Origin of the sequence: Streptomyces sp. NPDC017993, from assembly GCF_044328065.1 — a bacterium.
GTDB lineage: Bacteria > Actinomycetota > Actinomycetes > Streptomycetales > Streptomycetaceae > Streptomyces.
This window is the reverse complement of the sequence record NZ_JBIRGO010000042.1, coordinates 1-15,939: the sequence shown is the minus strand read 5'-3', so window position 1 is coordinate 15,939 and position 15,939 is coordinate 1. Positions and strand designations below refer to the sequence as shown.

General features: G+C 68.0%; 20 protein-coding genes and 3 pseudogenes. 14 read left to right on the top strand and 9 right to left on the bottom strand.

Translation table 11 applies throughout. The annotated features are described in order from the left end of the window. Nucleotides 1–105: 105 nt before the first annotated feature. The 3 genes and pseudogenes from ACH4FH_RS37885 to ACH4FH_RS37875 all read left to right on the top strand — a co-directional run bounded on the left by ACH4FH_RS37885 (nucleotide 106) and on the right by ACH4FH_RS37875 (nucleotide 1,653). On the top strand, nucleotides 106–639 hold the full coding sequence (locus ACH4FH_RS37885) for a hypothetical protein (protein WP_398560526.1): 534 nt from the start codon (nucleotides 106–108) through the stop codon (nucleotides 637–639). A 44-nt stretch (nucleotides 640–683) separates the two neighbouring features. After that, nucleotides 684–911 (top strand): annotated as a pseudogene (locus ACH4FH_RS37880) (transposase); the annotation flags it as partial. Nucleotides 912–1,479: 568 nt separating this feature from the next. Next, the gene (locus ACH4FH_RS37875; RefSeq protein ID WP_398560525.1) at nucleotides 1,480–1,653 is read left to right on the top strand and encodes a CsbD family protein; all 174 of its coding nucleotides are present in this window, start codon (nucleotides 1,480–1,482) and stop codon (nucleotides 1,651–1,653) included. Nucleotides 1,654–2,027: 374 nt separating this feature from the next. Here the strand turns inward: ACH4FH_RS37875 and ACH4FH_RS37870 are convergent, their stop codons facing one another. Then, nucleotides 2,028–2,789, bottom strand: a complete 762-nt coding sequence (locus tag ACH4FH_RS37870; protein ID WP_398560524.1) for a hypothetical protein — start codon at nucleotides 2,787–2,789, stop codon at nucleotides 2,028–2,030. Beyond that, nucleotides 2,786–3,628, bottom strand: a complete 843-nt coding sequence (locus ACH4FH_RS37865) for a hypothetical protein (RefSeq protein ID WP_398560523.1) — start codon at nucleotides 3,626–3,628, stop codon at nucleotides 2,786–2,788. The genes ACH4FH_RS37870 and ACH4FH_RS37865 overlap by 4 nt, the downstream gene beginning before the upstream one ends. Nucleotides 3,629–3,950: 322 nt before the next feature. Between ACH4FH_RS37865 and ACH4FH_RS37860 the strand changes: the two genes are divergently transcribed. The 3 genes from ACH4FH_RS37860 to ACH4FH_RS37850 all read left to right on the top strand — a co-directional run bounded on the left by ACH4FH_RS37860 (nucleotide 3,951) and on the right by ACH4FH_RS37850 (nucleotide 5,992). Continuing rightward, a complete protein-coding gene (locus ACH4FH_RS37860; protein WP_398560539.1) occupies nucleotides 3,951–4,184 on the top strand; it encodes an Atu4866 domain-containing protein in 234 nt (77 codons plus the stop codon). Between the two features lie 114 nt (nucleotides 4,185–4,298). Then, nucleotides 4,299–5,057 (top strand): SDR family NAD(P)-dependent oxidoreductase, encoded by a 759-nt coding sequence (locus tag ACH4FH_RS37855; protein WP_398560522.1) that lies wholly within the window; start codon nucleotides 4,299–4,301, stop codon nucleotides 5,055–5,057. A 158-nt stretch (nucleotides 5,058–5,215) separates the two neighbouring features. Continuing rightward, nucleotides 5,216–5,992: an SDR family NAD(P)-dependent oxidoreductase gene (locus ACH4FH_RS37850; protein WP_398560521.1), complete on the top strand. Its 777-nt coding sequence runs from the start codon at nucleotides 5,216–5,218 to the stop codon at nucleotides 5,990–5,992. Nucleotides 5,993–6,117: 125 nt separating this feature from the next. On the opposite strand, the gene ACH4FH_RS37845 is transcribed toward ACH4FH_RS37850, so the two are convergent. Further along, nucleotides 6,118–6,363: a hypothetical protein gene (locus ACH4FH_RS37845; protein WP_398560520.1), complete on the bottom strand. Its 246-nt coding sequence runs from the start codon at nucleotides 6,361–6,363 to the stop codon at nucleotides 6,118–6,120. 522 nt (nucleotides 6,364–6,885) lie between these two features. On the opposite strand from ACH4FH_RS37845, the gene ACH4FH_RS37840 reads away from it, so the two are divergent. After that, complete coding sequence (locus ACH4FH_RS37840; RefSeq protein WP_398560519.1) at nucleotides 6,886–8,877, top strand: amino acid transporter; 1,992 nt, start codon at nucleotides 6,886–6,888, stop codon at nucleotides 8,875–8,877. A 727-nt stretch (nucleotides 8,878–9,604) separates the two neighbouring features. Here ACH4FH_RS37840 and ACH4FH_RS37835 read toward each other — a convergent pair. Next, nucleotides 9,605–9,931 (bottom strand): plasmid stabilization protein, encoded by a 327-nt coding sequence (locus ACH4FH_RS37835; protein ID WP_398560518.1) that lies wholly within the window; start codon nucleotides 9,929–9,931, stop codon nucleotides 9,605–9,607. Nucleotides 9,932–10,222: 291 nt separating this feature from the next. Here ACH4FH_RS37835 and ACH4FH_RS37830 point away from each other — a divergent pair, with 291 nt between their 5' ends. Further along, nucleotides 10,223–10,450 carry a DUF5133 domain-containing protein gene (locus ACH4FH_RS37830; RefSeq protein ID WP_398560517.1) on the top strand — a complete coding sequence of 76 codons (228 nt, stop codon included), beginning with the start codon at nucleotides 10,223–10,225 and terminating at the stop codon, nucleotides 10,448–10,450. A gap of 45 nt (nucleotides 10,451–10,495) precedes the next feature. Here the strand turns inward: ACH4FH_RS37830 and ACH4FH_RS37825 are convergent, their stop codons facing one another. Both ACH4FH_RS37825 and ACH4FH_RS37820 read right to left on the bottom strand, forming a co-directional pair. Further along, on the bottom strand, nucleotides 10,496–10,912 hold the full coding sequence (locus ACH4FH_RS37825) for a CBS domain-containing protein (protein WP_398560516.1): 417 nt from the start codon (nucleotides 10,910–10,912) through the stop codon (nucleotides 10,496–10,498). A gap of 29 nt (nucleotides 10,913–10,941) precedes the next feature. Further along, complete coding sequence (locus ACH4FH_RS37820; protein ID WP_398560515.1) at nucleotides 10,942–11,499, bottom strand: hemerythrin domain-containing protein; 558 nt, start codon at nucleotides 11,497–11,499, stop codon at nucleotides 10,942–10,944. Nucleotides 11,500–11,760: 261 nt separating this feature from the next. On the opposite strand from ACH4FH_RS37820, the gene ACH4FH_RS37815 reads away from it, so the two are divergent. From ACH4FH_RS37815 to ACH4FH_RS37790, 6 genes are all read left to right on the top strand, one after another. Beyond that, nucleotides 11,761–12,642: a SigB/SigF/SigG family RNA polymerase sigma factor gene (locus ACH4FH_RS37815; protein WP_398560514.1), complete on the top strand. Its 882-nt coding sequence runs from the start codon at nucleotides 11,761–11,763 to the stop codon at nucleotides 12,640–12,642. An 88-nt stretch (nucleotides 12,643–12,730) separates the two neighbouring features. Continuing rightward, complete coding sequence (locus tag ACH4FH_RS37810) at nucleotides 12,731–13,027, top strand: hypothetical protein (protein WP_398560513.1); 297 nt, start codon at nucleotides 12,731–12,733, stop codon at nucleotides 13,025–13,027. Between the two features lie 106 nt (nucleotides 13,028–13,133). Beyond that, a complete protein-coding gene (locus ACH4FH_RS37805; protein ID WP_350254921.1) occupies nucleotides 13,134–13,262 on the top strand; it encodes an LPFR motif small protein in 129 nt (42 codons plus the stop codon). Between the two features lie 147 nt (nucleotides 13,263–13,409). After that, nucleotides 13,410–13,592: a hypothetical protein gene (locus tag ACH4FH_RS37800; protein WP_398560512.1), complete on the top strand. Its 183-nt coding sequence runs from the start codon at nucleotides 13,410–13,412 to the stop codon at nucleotides 13,590–13,592. Nucleotides 13,593–13,622: 30 nt separating this feature from the next. Further along, a complete protein-coding gene (locus tag ACH4FH_RS37795) occupies nucleotides 13,623–13,748 on the top strand; it encodes a hypothetical protein (protein ID WP_398560511.1) in 126 nt (41 codons plus the stop codon). 6 nt (nucleotides 13,749–13,754) lie between these two features. Beyond that, on the top strand, nucleotides 13,755–13,979 hold the full coding sequence (locus ACH4FH_RS37790) for a hypothetical protein (protein ID WP_398560510.1): 225 nt from the start codon (nucleotides 13,755–13,757) through the stop codon (nucleotides 13,977–13,979). 36 nt (nucleotides 13,980–14,015) lie between these two features. On the opposite strand, the gene ACH4FH_RS37785 is transcribed toward ACH4FH_RS37790, so the two are convergent. The 3 genes and pseudogenes from ACH4FH_RS37785 to ACH4FH_RS37775 form a co-directional block, all read right to left on the bottom strand. After that, nucleotides 14,016–14,213: a hypothetical protein gene (locus tag ACH4FH_RS37785; protein ID WP_398560538.1), complete on the bottom strand. Its 198-nt coding sequence runs from the start codon at nucleotides 14,211–14,213 to the stop codon at nucleotides 14,016–14,018. A 396-nt stretch (nucleotides 14,214–14,609) separates the two neighbouring features. After that, nucleotides 14,610–14,760: pseudogene (locus ACH4FH_RS37780) on the bottom strand (CGNR zinc finger domain-containing protein); the annotation flags it as partial. Beyond that, nucleotides 14,740–15,764: pseudogene (locus ACH4FH_RS37775) on the bottom strand (GNAT family N-acetyltransferase); the annotation flags it as partial. The pseudogenes ACH4FH_RS37780 and ACH4FH_RS37775, both read right to left, overlap by 21 nt. Between the last annotated feature and the right edge of the window lie 175 nt (nucleotides 15,765–15,939).

Genomic DNA, 15,939 nt, shown 5'->3' with positions numbered 1-15,939 from the left:
AACGGCGGTAGGCGTCTGGCCGTACCAACAGCAGTAGGGGCCACCGCTGAAGGAACGGGCCAGAACGCGACGAGGCTACGGCCCTTTGCGGCAGGATCACCTGTCATGGACTCTGCCGTCATAGCCGCGCTCATCACCACGCCCACGGCTGTCCTGGCTGTCGCGGCTGCCTATGCCGCAGGCCGCGCACAAGCGCGGGCAGCCCATCGTGGTCCCGTGGACGCCGTCCGCCGGCAACACCAGCGCGAGGCATACGCCGCCCTCGTTGCCCAGGCCGCCAAGTACGAGAGTCACATGGTGCGGGTGTACTTCGGCATCATCGAGCCCAGGATGCAACGCCACTGGAACGACACTCTCAGCACCCAGGACAACGAAGCCCTTGCCTTCGCTGCCGCAGCCGTCCGCCTCGAAGGGCCGGCGCACCTCGCTGATCTGGCCCACGCGATTGAACGTGTTTCGAATCAGCTCTACGGCGCCGTGCTGGAACTCCAGCACGCCGAGGACCCCTTCATGTCTCGCGCGTATGACATGTTCGACGAGCTGTACCTCAGCCTCAAGGACAGGGCGAAAGCGTTCGTCGAAGCCGCCAGCGCGCATCTCAACGACTCCGTGGGGCACCAATTACCCAACGTGGGTTGATGGCCGTCGATCGAGCTCTGAAGCCCCAGGCGCCGTCAAACCCGGCCTTCGTCATCACGCCCGGTAAGTCCGGGGACGCACCCTCATTCGCCCAGGTCATGGCCCGCATACGGGTGCCCCGGTCGGTCGGCCGGCCAAGAACGACCCCGCATGTGGTCTTGGCCGACAAGGCGTACCCGTCCCGCGCGATCCGCCGCCAACTGAGGCGACGCGGGGTCCGGGCAGTGATCCCGCCCGCAGCCGTTGTACGCCTCCCGGTTGGCGCCGCCGGCGCGGACCATTGCGTCGTACGGCGCCAACTTCGTCGGCCGGTTGGGCCCCGGCTCCATCACCTCGGTCGGTAACTCGTGCCGGAATCAGTGCCTTCCTGAGCTTCTGGTACTCCAAGCCGACGACGATGGCCTGGCATGAATGTGCAGGTCAGGGGGGAATTGTCAGTGGTGCGTTCTACCGTGAAAGCCCAACTGAAAGCCAGACAGGGGGATTTGTGGCGAACGGCGTGTGGCACTCCGAACTGAAGTGTGTCCTCGAACTCGATAAGCCTGACCTTGGACTCTCGAACAGCGCCATCAGCCCGCGCCCACACGCAACACCCCCTACACGCACCCAGGCTTTTCGTCTTGTCCGGAAGGGGTGATCTGCTGCACCGCGCCCGCGTCGCGCGCCCGCGGAGGCGGTCGGCAATGGTGCCTCACTGCCGGCCCGTGGGCACGGTGACCGGCGGCGTAGGCCGTTCAGGCGAAGACGGGATCTGTTGCCACCGGCCCTGTGTGCGCCGCAAGGCGAAAGGCAGGGGATCTTGCGTCAGGGAAACACACCGACGCGAAGAGGAGTGTCACCATGACCGCCACAGACAAGATGACCGCGAAGACCGAGCAGCGGATAGGCGCTGCGAAGGAGAGTGCGGTCCGTGTCGTGGACAGGGAGCGGAAGGTCGGCAACGGCCACTCCGAGTGGGCCGAGCGCGACCTGTATCGGGCCGCGGAGAGCGCCAAAGACACGGACTCCAGATAGTGCTAGGGGCAGCCTGCCAGGGCCTTGTCCCTTTTCGCAGAGTTGGCAGGGCGGTGGCCCGGAGGAGGCATCTCCGGGCCACCGCCCTGTTGCACGTGATCGGACGAAGGTTCGGAACAGTCCGGGTGCAGGTCAGGGGGCGAGGGAGCCGAGGACGACGTGGTCGAACCGCGGCGCTGGGGGACGAGGAGCTCAAGACCGGGTGGGGCGGGGCGGCTCTCGGAGGCGACAACGGCGATTGCCTCCGGGCATGACGAAGCAGCTGGCGGCGCCCGGGGGAGGGAAGTCGGGTTGGAGCGGGGACCCTGTCGGTTGGCCTTGGTGGCGGGTCGTGAGTGTTGGGTGGGTGCTGCTGGAGTGCTGCGGGCAGTCGTCTACGTCAGCAGACCGACGAGCCGTTCGCTGACGTTGTCCTTGCGCGACTCAGGGTCCGGCACCAGCTTCCCCCGGTCGCCGGGATCCCGGGCAAGGACGTGCAGCCGTCCGCCACTGCGGGCCAGCACCAGATCCCTGCTGCTGCCCGCGGTCTCGGCGGATCCCTGCGCCGTGTATTCGGTGACGGTGATCAGCGCGGAGCGTTCCGCGGCGGCGAGCACGGCCTCGGTGTCCACTGCCTCTCCGGGGTCCGCCGACGGGCCTCGCGGCAGCCACTCGGTGAGCGTCTTCAAGGCTTCGTCGAGCTTGTGCAACCCCATCTGGTGGACGCCGAGCGCGTCGATGCGGACCATGAGACAGATCCGCTCGGGTTGGGGGAGCAACAGGATCCGCCACGGCTCACCCGGACCCGACCCGGTCGTGCGGGCATCGAGCACCTTGCGGGCCCTTTGCTGGAACGCCACGGCGATGCCCAGGTCTCCCTGCACCTGAACCTGCTCGCCCGTGTCACCCGCCAGCAGCAGTTGTCGGGCCGCCAGCGAGCGCACGGCCTCGGCGATCACCTCGTCCGAAGGCCTGGCTTCCAGGAAGTCCACGATCGCGTCCACGGCGGTGAGCTCCGCGATGGTGTATGCACCGAGCAGCACCGGTCCTGTGTTCACCAGGTTCACCACGGCCGAAACCAGTCCCGAAGGGGCGAACGCCGCACCCGCGTCCGACGGCGCCGCAGGGGGAACATCGCGCTGATCGTCGTCGCTCATGACGGTCCTCCCGGCTGTAACAGTTCCACCGCAGGCGGCACGCGACTCTCACGGAGTACCGCGGCGGCGCTGCGTGAGAGGGTCTCGGTCACCCACACCTCGGAATTGCCGAACAGCCCACGACCCGCCCTGCCGGACAACGACTGTCCCAGCTCGCCGGCCAGGTCCTCCCGGTCCGGGGGCGGGAACCGAGCCGCCAGGTCCGTAGACACGGCAGTGACGTCGTCGGCCTCCTCGATCCGGCGCAGTGCCTGGGTCAGCACCCGCGCGACCGCAGGTGTCAGGGACGTCGGCATGGCAAGGAACGGCGCCAGGTACAGCGGCCGCCGTTCGGTCATCCGGGACAGCCCCCAGGGCCCGACATTGCTGCGTGTGATCCGGTAGACCACGTAGTCCATGAGGTGGCGGAGGTCGCTCACACTGGGCAGCTTCCGCCCGCCGAAAGCGGCCGGTGTCTTCTCCAACTGCACCCAGGTGCCCTGGGCGGTGCGTCCGTGCAGCTTCTCCCGCACCACGTCCCCGCGCATCCCGATGTCGGGATAGAGAGCCTTGTCGATGTCACGGTGGTGGCTGGAAAGGCGCTCGTGACTCACCTTGGCGAACCGCCAGTTCTCGTACAGCTGCGGTTCATCAACCAGTACATGGCCGCCGCACAGCACGTCGTGCAACTGGGGCACCTGCAGTCCGTGGCGCTCCAAATCCGAGAGGATCGCCGCTTCCTCCGGGCTGAGGCGGCGAACGGCCTCGACCAGCCCTTTCCGGTACGCCCCTACCCGCGCCGTGATCTCGATCATGAGCCGGACCCGGGTGCGCGCCTGCTCGGCCCGCCGGTCACTCACACTGTCCGAAGTCGCGCCGCCGGGTTGCCTCCGGTGGGTGACCGATGCCAGTGCGTGCTTCCGCTCCACCTCGCCAGTACAGCACGGCAGGCCCTTGCACGCACGAGCTCAGCGCCCGGGCCGGGGAGCGTACGGCACGAAGGAATGCGGTGCCGTACACGGCCGTGAGGGCTCGGTGTGCTGCCTGGGTGTGCCATGCCCAGGCAGCACACGTCCTGGTTGATGGCCGGTGGCCTGCCCAGACTCGGTGGAGCGGGAAGGGTCACATCGTGCGAGGGAGGAGTCCGCCACGGCCGGGACCGTTGAGGGCGACCAGGTCGACGTGGTCGGGGTGTGGGTGACCGCGGTTGGTCACATCCGGCAGGAGCTGCTGCCGGACGGCCGGTACGACGAAGCCCGCGGGGAGCGGGCCAGCGCGTACTCCGGCCGGTACACGGTGGCCGAAAGCCACCTGGACTACGTCGACGACACCGGTTTTACCGCCACGGGCGACATCCGGGACGGAGTGCTCTATCACGAGCACCTCGTGCTCTACCGGGAGCAGAAGCAGTCGTAGAGAAGGCCGGGCCCGTGACCGCCCTGGTACCGGGGGTGCGACTCCGCCGTCGGCGGACCAGGAAGTCCCGACACAACAGTCAGTCAACATCAACGAGAATCAAGGACCACATCCATGACAGGACAACGACTTGACGGCAAGGTCGCGCTGATCACAGGCGCGACTGGCGGCCTCGGCACAGCGACCGCCGAGCTCTTCGCCAGCGAAGGCGCCCGGCTGGTGATCACCGATGTCGCCGAAGGCCCCCTGCGGGAGCTGTCCCAGCGGATCGAGGCACGCGGCGGGGAGGTCGTTGCTGCCCGCCTCGATGTCTCCTCCGCGCGGGAGTGGGACGACGTGATCACCCTCGTGCGCGACCGGTTCGGAACGCTGGACGTGCTCGTGAACCTCGCCGGCATCCTGGACTGGCCTGGTATCGAGGGCACGCGGGAGGAGGCGTGGGATCGCGTCATTGACGTGAACCAGAAAGGCACCTGGCTCGGTATGAAGGCGGCGATGCCGCTCCTGCGCGCAAGCGGCAACGCGTCGGTGATCAATACCTCGTCCGTACTCGGCCTGGTGGGAAGCGGCGCGGCTGCGGCCTACCAAGCATCCAAGGGGGCCGTACGCCTGTTGAGCAAGACCGCCGCGGTCGAGTACGCGCGGCAGGGAGTACGGGTCAACTCGGTGCATCCTGGGGTGATCGCCACGCCGATGATCCAGGACCTCCTGGACGACCAGGGTGACCAGCAGCCGGACATCCAACGTACCCCCATGCGCCGGGCCGGCCACGCCGACGAGGTCGCACCCGCGATCCTCTTCCTCGCCTGCGACGACTCCTCGTTCGTCACCGGCTCGGAGCTGGTGGTCGACGGCGGCCTCACCGCGCACTGAACAGCCCAGCCGCGCGACGACCACGACGGCCTGCCTCGAACGCCGCACCCCGTGAGCGCGTCAACGGCTTGGCCCCCTGACCCGTTCACGCACTGCACAGCTTCAGGCAGCCCGCACCGGCGCCTGCCCTCACACTCGCCTTCTCCAGGGACCACACCATGACACCTGCAACCGCGTCCGCCGAAGCATCCGAATCCACAGAGTTCGCCGGGAAGATCGCCCTCGTCACCGGGGCCGCGCGCGGCGTGGGCAAGGAGACTGTGGCGCTTCTCCACGCCCGCGGCGCCCGCGTCGTCGCCGTCGATCTACGTCCTGACATCACGACTCTGCCGGAAGAGTTTCCCGGCGTACTCGCGATGCGCGGCGACATCACGCGAGAAGAGACCGCCGCCCGCGCGGTGCAATCGGCCTTGGGTACCTTCGGAGGACTGGACATCCTGGTGAACAACGCCGGACGCACCTTGAACAAGCCCATTACCGAAACCACTGCCGAGGACTGGGACGCTGTGATGGCGGTCAACGCCCGCGGCTCGTTCTTCTGTGCCCGCGAAGCATTCCGGGTCATGAAGAGCCTCGGCGGCGGTGCCATCGTCAGTACCGGGTCCTATGCCAGCACCGTCGCCCTGCCTGAAGGCGTCGCCTACAGTGCGTCGAAGGGCGCTCTGGCACAACTGACCAAGGTGTTCGCCGTCGAGGGCGGGCCACTGGGCATCCGCGCCAATCTCGTTGCCGCAGGCGTCATCGAGACCGATTTCCTCGACACGATCCGCCCCGACAGCCGCTCATACCTGGCGTCCTTCGCCGAGGCGCAGCCCCTGGGGCGAGTCGCGCAGCCCGAAGAGATCGCCGAGGTTCTGTGCTTCCTGGCTTCACCACGCTCCAGCTTCATCACAGGAGCCGTGGTTGCCGCTGACGGCGGCTTCACCGCGGTTTAGCGCCGCACCAGGCAATGTGTCTCTGGTGGCCACGGCCCGTATGTCTGAGCTAGGACACCGGGGCCGACTGTGTGCGGTGTCCGCGCCCGGCGCGGTCTCGTCCGCCTGTGCGGGCCCGCGGTAGCTCAGGTGGTGCTGGGCCAGGCGGTGCCAGCGGCTGCGGACATCGTCCGCGGCGTTTCGCCCCACTGGGCTGTTGCCTCCGGGGTCGGCGGGAGTCCGGACATGAAGCGGGCGATCCCTGCGTAGTGGGCGTGGTTGCCACCCTCGGACAGCTCGCTCAGGCGAGCAAGGCCGGCGGTGAGCTGCTCACGGTTGGCGCGGTTGGCGTGGTGGAAGGCGAGTTCGAGTTTGACCTCTGCTTCCTTCACCGCGGCGACCTGCGCCTCGGTACGGACGAGGCGGGCGCTGGCGGTGTCGCCGTTGTTGTCCCAGACGTAGGTGGCAGACGTCGCGGTTGGTGGCGTGGCCGATGAGCTTCAGCACCGCGCCCGCTGTCCGAGCTCGCGGAAGAGCAGGGCCGCTGATTCCTCAGTACCGATTCTCGCGGGAGCGGTCCGGTACCCGGCCGTAAGGGATGGTCGTCGGCTTCGTCTAGGGCGGGCCTTGGCGGGTGGCAGCTCACCTCGCCCTCCGCACATCTATTGCACGGTGGGAGCTTGTTCCAGCCGAGCCGCTGAGCCCGTATCCATCGTCCGAATTCCTCGCCCTGGCGCACTACGCCCCCGGGTGGGCAGGTTTTTCAGCCGGCATCGGGGTTGGCGCGCTTGAGACTGTCGTACACCGACCCCTCGGCTCTAGGGGGGCTGCCTGGGTCGCATACTCGGTGAGCGTTTGTGGTGCCGCGGATGCGGTGACAGCAGGGCCCTGTGTGCTGGAGCGAGGAAAGGTTGATGGGAGACATGGAAGACGCGAACGAACTGTCCGTGCCGGAAGTGGCGGACAGTCCGGCGTTGCGGAAGCCGCCAACCGGTGGCCTGGCGCGGTGGTTGCTGCGTCACCAGGTGCAGCCGATCGGACCGGCGGCCGGTGAGGGGCACACGGAATCGCATCCCTGGTGGAAAGTGATGTGCCTGACCGGCGTCGACTACTTCTCCAGCCTGGCCTACGTACCGGCCATCGCCGCCCTCGCCGCCGGAGCGGTCTCCCCGCTGGCGACACTGCTGATCGTGGCGCTGACCCTGTTCGGCATGCTGCCGATGTACCGGCGGGTGACCAAGGAGAGCCCCCGAGGAGCCGGGTCCGTGGCAATGCTCGAGGACCTGCTGCCGTTTTGGTGGGGCAAGCTGTTCGTACTGATTCTCCTCGGCTTCGTCGCCACGTCCTGGATCATCACGATCACCCTGTCCACGGCGGATGCTTCCGTGCACGTGGTGGAGAACCCCTTCTTTCCCCAGGCCCTGCACGGCCACGAGGTCGCCCTCACCGTCGCGTTGCTGGTTGTGCTCGGAGGGGTGTTTCTCCTCGGGTTCAGCGAAGCGGTCAGTGTCGCCATCCCACTCGTCGCGATCTTCCTGATCCTTAACGCGGTGGTCATCGCCATCGGTTTGGTGCACGTCTTCACCACGCCCGGGGCGTGGTCGGCATGGACGGACGCCCTGGCCGAGGGAGGTGGCGGTTTCGGCGATCTGATGGGGCCGGCGTTGCTGGCCTTCCCGCTGCTGGTCCTGGGCCTGTCGGGCTTCGAGACGGGGGTGAGCATGATGCCGCTCGTCGCCGCCAAGGGGGCGAACGACGAGGAGAGGCTGCGCTCGCGCATCCGCAACACCCGCAGGCTGCTGACCACCGCCGCCCTCGTCATGAGCGTCTACCTGCTCTCCGCGAGCTTCGTCACCACCGTCCTCATCCCTCACAAGGACTTCGAGGCAGGCGGCGCAGCCAACGGCCGCGCCCTGGCCTTCCTGGCCCACGAACACGTCGGCGAAGCCTTCGGCACCGTCTACGACATCAGCACCATTCTGATCCTGTGGTTCGCGGGCGCATCCGCGATGGCGGGGCTGGTCAACATCGTCCCGCGGTACCTGCCCGACTACGGCATGGCCCCGGAATGGGGCCGCGCGGTTCGCCCGGTCGTCCTCGTCTACACCGCCCTGTGCATCGCCATCACCATCGCCTTCGACGCCGACGTCGACGCCCAGGCCGGCGCCTACGCCACCGGCATCCTGGCCATGATGGTCTCCGGCGCATTCGCCGTCACCGTCTCGGCCCTGCGCCACCGCCAGCGGGCCACCACCGCAGGCTTCGCCGCGCTCACCGCGGTACTGCTCTACGCCCTGGTCGCCAACATCGTCGACAAGCCCGACGGCATCGCCATCTCAGGCGTCTTCATCGTCGGCATCATCGCCGTTTCCCTGATCTCCCGGGTCTCGCGCACCACCGAACTGCGCGCCGACCGCATCGTCTTCGACCCCGCCGCCCGACAGTTCATCACCGACACCCTCGCCCACGACAACTCCATCAACATCATCGCCAACCGACGCCAGGCCGGCGACCTGGCGGAGTACAGCGACAAGGAGCGCGAGCAGCGCGGCACCAACCCGGTACCCGGTCCCGCCGACGTCCTGTTCCTGGAAATCGACGTCGTCGACCCCTCCGACTTCAGCGAAACGCTCACCCTGCGCGGCGTCGAGGTCGACGGCTACCGGATCCTGCGCGCGGAAGCCCCCGCCGCTCCGAACGCCATCGCGGCGATCCTGCTCGCTCTTCGGAACACCACCGGGGTAAAGCCGCACTGCTACTTCGCCTGGGCAGAAGGAAGCCCCCTGATGCACATGTTCCGCTACTTCCTGCTTGGCCGCGGAGACACCGCTCCGGTGACCCGCGAAATCATCCGCAGCCACGAACCCGACCCCGACCGCCGCCCCGGCATCCACGTCGGCGGCTGAGGAACGCTCCTTCTCATGGAGGGCTTGGGCGCCTCGCCCTCCACATGGTCTTGCTCGCGGCTTGCGCTGACGTCCTCGTCCGCAGCCGGTACGGGCCATGCGCGGGTTCAGCTTGTTGACCGGACGAGCCCACCGCCCTGGCCTCGGAGGTCTACCTTGGGCCAGGAGGCCCACTCGATGGGCCCTGGCCCCAACGCCGCTCCGTCACTCGTCAGGACCCGGCCGCCTCGTCCCCGCCAGTGACGCCGCTACGGCCGCTGTGCAACCTGGTCATGGGCGCGCAGGGCTGCGGCGCACCCAGCAGGATGGGTGCGCCGCAGCCCATCACGGGGACTCTGCGCCCATCCGGATTGCGGCCGCGGTCGCCCGGCGGCAAGGGAGGCGACAGCTAAGAAGCACCGACCCACGTCTACCGAGAGCGCCTGCGATGCAGTGCGTCCCGTCTGGCTCTGGCCCCGGCCCCGGGCGCCGGCTGGATGGAGGCGCTGTGTGATCAGCACACAGCTGAGCGCGCCTGCACAGCACAGCGTGCGGAGCTTGAAACTGGGAGGCGCAGCGCTGAGGGGCGGGGCCCACGCCCAGTGGGACCGAGGGTGGGGACGCCGATTCGAGTCGGGCCCTTTTCGTGCAGGTCAGGGCATGTGAGCATGCCTGATTTCAACGCTGACATCTCTCCCTCCGAGGGAGGAAGAGATATCTTCTGCCAGCTGCTGCTCCGGCGCCCGGATCAGCGCCCGAGGGCCTTGCGCAGCTCTTCCTTGTTCATTTGCGAGCGGCCGCCGAGGTTCTTCTTTTTGGCCTCTTCGTACAGCTGGTCCTTGGTGGGGCCCTGCGGCCCCTTGTGCGAGCGTTCGCCTCCGCGCTGCGGGGCGGATTTGGGGTCGCGGGTGGAAGTCTTGCTCGCCTGCTTGGCTTCGCCCGAGCGGGCACGCTCCTTGTTGACGGTGCGCGCGGCGATCTCCTCTGCCCGCCTCTCGGAGGTGCCTCGTTCCTTGGCGCCTTCCTTGATGTGCTCGTACTGCCGCTCTCGCTTCTTGTTCGACCCTGCGGGCATTGCCAGCTCCTTGATGAGTGCTGTTGCTACCGGGTTGCCTGACGCCCGGCCAGGCAACCGCTGGGGCCGGAATACGGCCACTCCCACTACACGCCCCACCGCTGCGGTGCGCGACATGAGCGAGCCAGCCAGGTAAATCCGCTCTGCCGGTGGGGACGTGTGTTCAGGCGCCCGTCCCGTCCCGGCCGCGAAGCCGCCCGTACATACCTGCGGTGTCGCACCTGCGCATAGGCCATCAAATGGCGGGGATCCGCTGCCGTGATGGGACGTTCATGGCGTAAGGAGCCGACTGTGTTGATGGCCCACCCTGCGGTTCTGCAGAACCTCGTTGAGCAGTACGAGACTCTCCGGCTGCTGCACGCCCAGGAAGCCAGTGAGCTGGTGCGCCAGCGCATGGACGATGTCGCCTACACCCTGTGCACCTCCACCGGCACCCGTGACGTCGACACAGCCCTGATCGCCGCACTCCACCGACCTCCCGGAGCGCGCGTCGAGGACGACTCCCTGCTCGCGCACTGAGACCCGGGCTCGCCCGCAGGTACCCGCCCTCTGCGTCGCTTGACTTCAGTCGACGGAAAGAGCTTCGAGGAGGTCTCCGACCTGAGGGTCGGGCAGCGCGCGGGCGACGTCGGCGAGGGCGACCATGCCGACCAGGCGGTGACCGTCGATGACGGGCAGGCGGCGGACCTTGTGGCGGGCCATGGTCGCGAAGATCTCGTCCGCGCTGTCGTCGGCGCCGATCGTGACCGCTTCGCCCTGGGCGAGCTCGCCGGCCGTGGTCTGGTGCGGGTCACGGCCCTCGCCCAAGACCTTGACGGTGATGTCCCGGTCGGTCAGGACGCCCTTGAGCTTGTCGTCCCTGCCGCAGATCGGCAGCGCACCCACTCCGAGGGCAGTGAGCTTTCGGGCCGCATCCGAGACGCTGGCATCAGTGCTGATGCACTCGGCGCCGGGAGTCATGATGTCGCGGGCAACGCTCATATCACTTTCGCCTTCCGGGAGGGGTGTCCTTACTTGCCGCGCCCGGTGACGTAGTCACGTGCGCGATCGGCCAGGCCCAGGCCGGGAGCCAGAAGCTTGCTGACGCCCGGGGAGCTCGGGGCGCTGGGGTGAGGACGCGTCGGGGCGGTCTTCTTCGCCTCACGGATCTTCTCCCCCAGGCTCTCCAGGAGATAGCCGTGGACGCCCTCGCGCAGTTGCGGGAAGAGGTTGATCTCCTCGTCCGTGACATGAGAAGTGATCTCGGTGCGCAGTTCGCGCACGAGCCGATCGAAATCCGCGTCGCCGGCGTCGCGGCCCTCCAGCTCCTTGAGGAGGTTTTCGACGCGGGCGTGGTCGGCGACCTCCCGGTCGGCCATGGCGTCGCCGCCGTCCAGGTGCTCGCGCACCGCGGGGTAGAGGTACTGCTCCTCGGCCACCGAGTGCCGCACCAGCTCGATCGTCAGCGAATCCACCAGCTGCTTGCGGCGCTCACTGCCTGGCATGGCATTGTCCAGCTGCTCGAACAGCTCATCCACCTCGCGGTGGTCGGTGGTCAGCTCCGCGATGACATCCCCGCCGTGACCCATGAGGATTCGCCCCTTTCCTCTCTATGCACCGACTTCGGCGCGCCAGGTGACGGTTTCCCGACGTAAGCCGCGAGTAACCCGAACTGGGCGGATTGCATCGGATGCCTAGTTCCGGGGGAGATCGGCTCCGCAGCTGCGCTTGAGAGGTGTGCGGGTCCTGAGATGGGCAGGGTTTTCGCGCGGGCGTACAGGTTTTACGTGGAGGTACCGGGTTAGGCGCGCCGTGACAAGGCAGCAGCAACGCGAGAGCGAGGAGCAGCCATGGCGACGGCAGTAGCACAGGAGCAGACAGCGGCGACCCTCCCGAACGCCGCACCTGAGTCGGCCGAGACCTCTCTGCCGCTGGTGGAGGATGGCCGGCACATCGCTCCGCTGGATGCTCGTCGCCTGTCGAAGCTGTTCTTCGAGCGGCTGTCGGTCCTGGAGGAAGGCACGGCGGAGTATCAGTACGCGCGCAACACGCTGATCGAGATGAACCTGTCGCTGGTGCGCTATGTCGCGCGCCGCTTCCGCAGCCGCGGGCAGGAGATGGAAGACGTCGTGCAGGTCGGCACGATCGGTTTGATCAAGGCCATCGACCGCTTCGACGTATCGCTGGAGAACGAGTTCACCACCTTCGCCGTCCCCTACATCACCGGGGAGATCAAGCGGTTCTTCCGCGACACCACCTGGTCCGTGCACGTCCCGCGCCGACTGCAGGAGCTGCGCGTCGACCTCGCGCGCGCCCGCGAACAGCTGGAAGGGCAGGGCATCGCCGAGCCCTCCGTCGCCGACCTCGCCGAATTCCTGGAATTGCCGGAGGAGGAGGTCGTCGAGGGGCTGGTGGCCTGTAACGGCTACGACTCCGACTCCATTGACCGGCCCATCGAATCCGGCGGCGGCAAGAAGCAGCAGACCGGACTCGTCGCCGACCTGATCGGCAACGAGGACCCCGCGCTCGCCTTGGCCGAGGACCTTCAGGCCCTCAAGCCGCTCCTGGCTCAGTTCGACGAGCGTGAACGCACCCTCATTGAGCTCCGCTTCGGTGCGGAGATGACGCAGGCCGAGATTGGCAAGGAACTGGGTGTGTCCCAGATGCACGTCTCCCGCCTCCTGGCCCGCGCTTTGGCCACCCTGCGTGAAGGCCTCCTCGCCGAGGCATGAGGGCCCGCGGGCTGGGCGTCCGGTGGCGTGTGGACACTTTTCGGCGTGGAGTGGAAGGCAGGCAACGTCGTCTGTCTGGGGAGGCAGCATGACCACGCTCCGTGTTGAACACTCGGTCACGGACTTCGATCTTTGGAAGGCCTGGTTTGACCGGTTTTCCGAGTTCCGCCAGCAGTCAGGGGTCTGCGGATACCGCGTCCAGCGTGCGGTCGGCGATCCGCAGTACGTCGTGTTCGATCTCGATTTCGAGACCACTGATGCGGCAGTGAGGTTTTTCGTACTGCTGCAGACCAAGGTCTGGTCGTCGAGCGAGAGCGCCCCGGCTCTGGTCGGGACGCCGCAGGCCAAGATCCTTGACTCCGTGGAAGAACGTTCGGCGGCGTGAGCTGGGCGAACGTTTCCTCGGCCGGCCCGCGGGCACCCGCTCGATGATCGGCCGTGCAGCGGCAAGCCAGATCCAGCGCCCTGCGCTGGAGGAGAGGGAGGTCACCGTGTTGAGCGCAATCGCAGATGTTCTTCGGTCCATCGGCGGGGCCATCGCCACCGTCGTCACGCTGCCGTTCCGGGCCGTGGCCCGGCTGTTCGGCGGCGCCTCAAGCTCCGCCCACGGCCACCACTGACCGGCCGGCGCGCGTCGACGCGCGGACGCCCCCAAAGCCCAAGCCCGGCTGGAACCCCCGTCCAGCCGGGCTTGCGTCTGCCCGGCCCCGGAGAAGGCGTCGACGCGCTGAGTCGCGCGGCCCGCGGGCCCGGCGTAGACAGGAGCTATGAGCGAAGCAGACACTTTCCGGCCCGGCGAGGTGGTGCCTGACAGCGGCATCTACGAGTGCGACTGCGGCCAGGCCCACCACTGGAGCACGGACGTGAAGGGCCACCGCTTCCCGCCGCTCCCGCAAGGCTGCGCAGGCAGCACCTGGACGCTCAAGGATCCAGCGCACCCCGCTGACTGACCGCAAAGCCCCGGTGCGCGGAGGCGTCCTATGCCGGTGAAGGTGATCGAGGGCAGTGACACGACCGTCTGCCCGCCGGGCTTCTACGCCCTCTACGAGGGCACTACCTACAACGAGACCAGCAGCGCCGACCGGCGAGTGCTGGTCTCGTTGTAGGTAGTGGTGGACCTTTCGGTGTACGGCTTCGACCACGGCGCGCAATCGCTGGTGAATCACAGCCCCTACATGGTCAAGCTCTACGAAGAGGCCGGAGGCGAAGGGGAGCACCTGGACATCGGGCCGACCCGCTGCCCACCAAGCCTCGCCAGGTTCGCCACCGCGACAGGCGAGCACTGGAGCCGCCGGGCCTCCTCGATCAATGCCACCTCTACGCGCCTAAGAGCGTGATGCGAGCCGCCCCCGGAGACCCTGGGGCGCGAGCTCTTAACCGGTCACCTGGCGAGTCGATCGGTCTCCACGCGAAGGTGCCTTCAGTGAGGGTGTGTCGCAGATCGGCGTAGGCAGGGACGGTGACACGGCCTGGCCAGGGGTGTGCCAGGAAGCGGAGGGACCGCTGGAGCGCAACAGCTCTCCAAGCGCGGATGTGGCCTGAGCGGCAGTCACTTCATCGGCCGCGGTGATGTCGATGACGACCAGGTCCGGCTTGCCAAGGTGCTCTTGATGGATCTTCGCGGGCTGATTAGACGTCTTCTGGGGGCGGGCAGTTCGTCCTCCTCGAGGAAGTCACTCTGTCGTGGCTGCCTGGGGTTCCACGCGCGGTCGAGGGCCGGCCCGGGGCCAGGCATGTCGTCGAGCATGCCCGGTGCCAGGTGACCGGGGATGGCTACCGACCGTATTCGAAAGCTGCGGTATTCGGCGTCGTTTGGCCACTGCCGGCAACAGGGGAACGGCCTCCACCACGCGGTCCAGGCCGTCGCGCACATGCACAACCTTGCCCTGGCTGTCTGACGAAGACCGTCAAACCTGACATTGACCTGCTCGATCACAGCCTTCTGCAACACGCTGTAGGCAGGCCGTTCACTCTGATTTGGGCTGGGTGCGTCGGGCGTAGGCGCGGGCGGCGCGGGCGCGGTCGCCGCAGCGGGTCGAGGACCAGTGGCGGCGGCCGTGTCGGAGCAGGTAGCGGTTGCAGGGGGGAGCCGCAGGCGGCGAGGGCGGCCGCGCCTGGGCGATGTGCCCGGATGTGTCCGGCACGCACGAGCGTGATCGGGGCGGTGCCGCCGAGGTAGACTGAGCCCAGGTTGCTCACGTCCAGGGACAGGTCAGGCTCCCGATCCGTCGGGACGCAGACGGCCTTGCTGTCCCGGACGGTCAAGAGGTAGCGGCCGTGCTCGCCAAGGAACGGGTCGTCGACGTCGAGGACGTTCTCCCCGTCGCTGATCCAGGCGCGCGCGGTGAGTGCGCCAGGAACGTCCAGCAGTCGCACCCAGAGCCAGTCGATGTCGTCGCTCACCTGGCCGGCGCGAAAGTCCGCAAGCTGCCAGCGCAGCGGGTGCTCGGGCGGGAAGTGCTTGGACACGACCTGAGTGACCAGGTCGTGTCCGAGCAGAAAGCGGGCCAGGGCCGCGTGGGCAGCGTCTTCGGTGGCGATGGTCTCGTCGACCGTCAGGGTGTTGGGCTCGCCGAGCGAATAGCTGGCGTACCCGTCCGGGACGCCGTCGGCGTCCGTGGATGGCGACGTAGCGCGGCGCGGGAGCGACCGGGGGCTGCCCCGCACGCAGGGCCCACCAGCGGTACGGCCGGGACAGCGCGCCGGGTTGTGCGCGGCGGTACCGGTCGTAGACCTCTTCCAGGATCTCGCCGCACTTGGCGCAACGCAGCAGCTCGACCGAGCCGGTGTCCGCGCCGGTCGCTAGGGCGTCGGCCGTTCCGCGCGCCCCGGGGGAGGGCGAAGGCAGCCTGGTGGCGCGGCACCGTCAGCCGCTGCGCGTAGGTTGCCGGTCCGTAACCGAACCTGCGGTAGATCGGGGCCTCGGAGGCCAGCAGTACGGAGAGGAATTCTCCTCGGGCCCGCAGCTCGGTGAGCTGACGCCGCATCATCGTCCTGAGCACGCCCTGGCGTCGGTGCGAGGGAACGACACCGACGGCGCTCACCCCGGCGGCCCGGGCAAGGATCTCACCGGGCAGGGTGAGCTCGAAGGAGTACGCGCCGGCGGGAACGGGTCGCACATCGTCATGCGGACGACGGAGAACGCCACCAAACTCCCGTGACCACACCCTCGCGCACAGGCTCGTCAACTTGACCCGGTCCTAAGGACTGGGCTTGGAGGTAGGGCGCCACTGGCGGTGACGGGGCCTCCTCCGTCCGGACACCCCTATGGGGTGGCAGGGACGCGTGACTCACGCC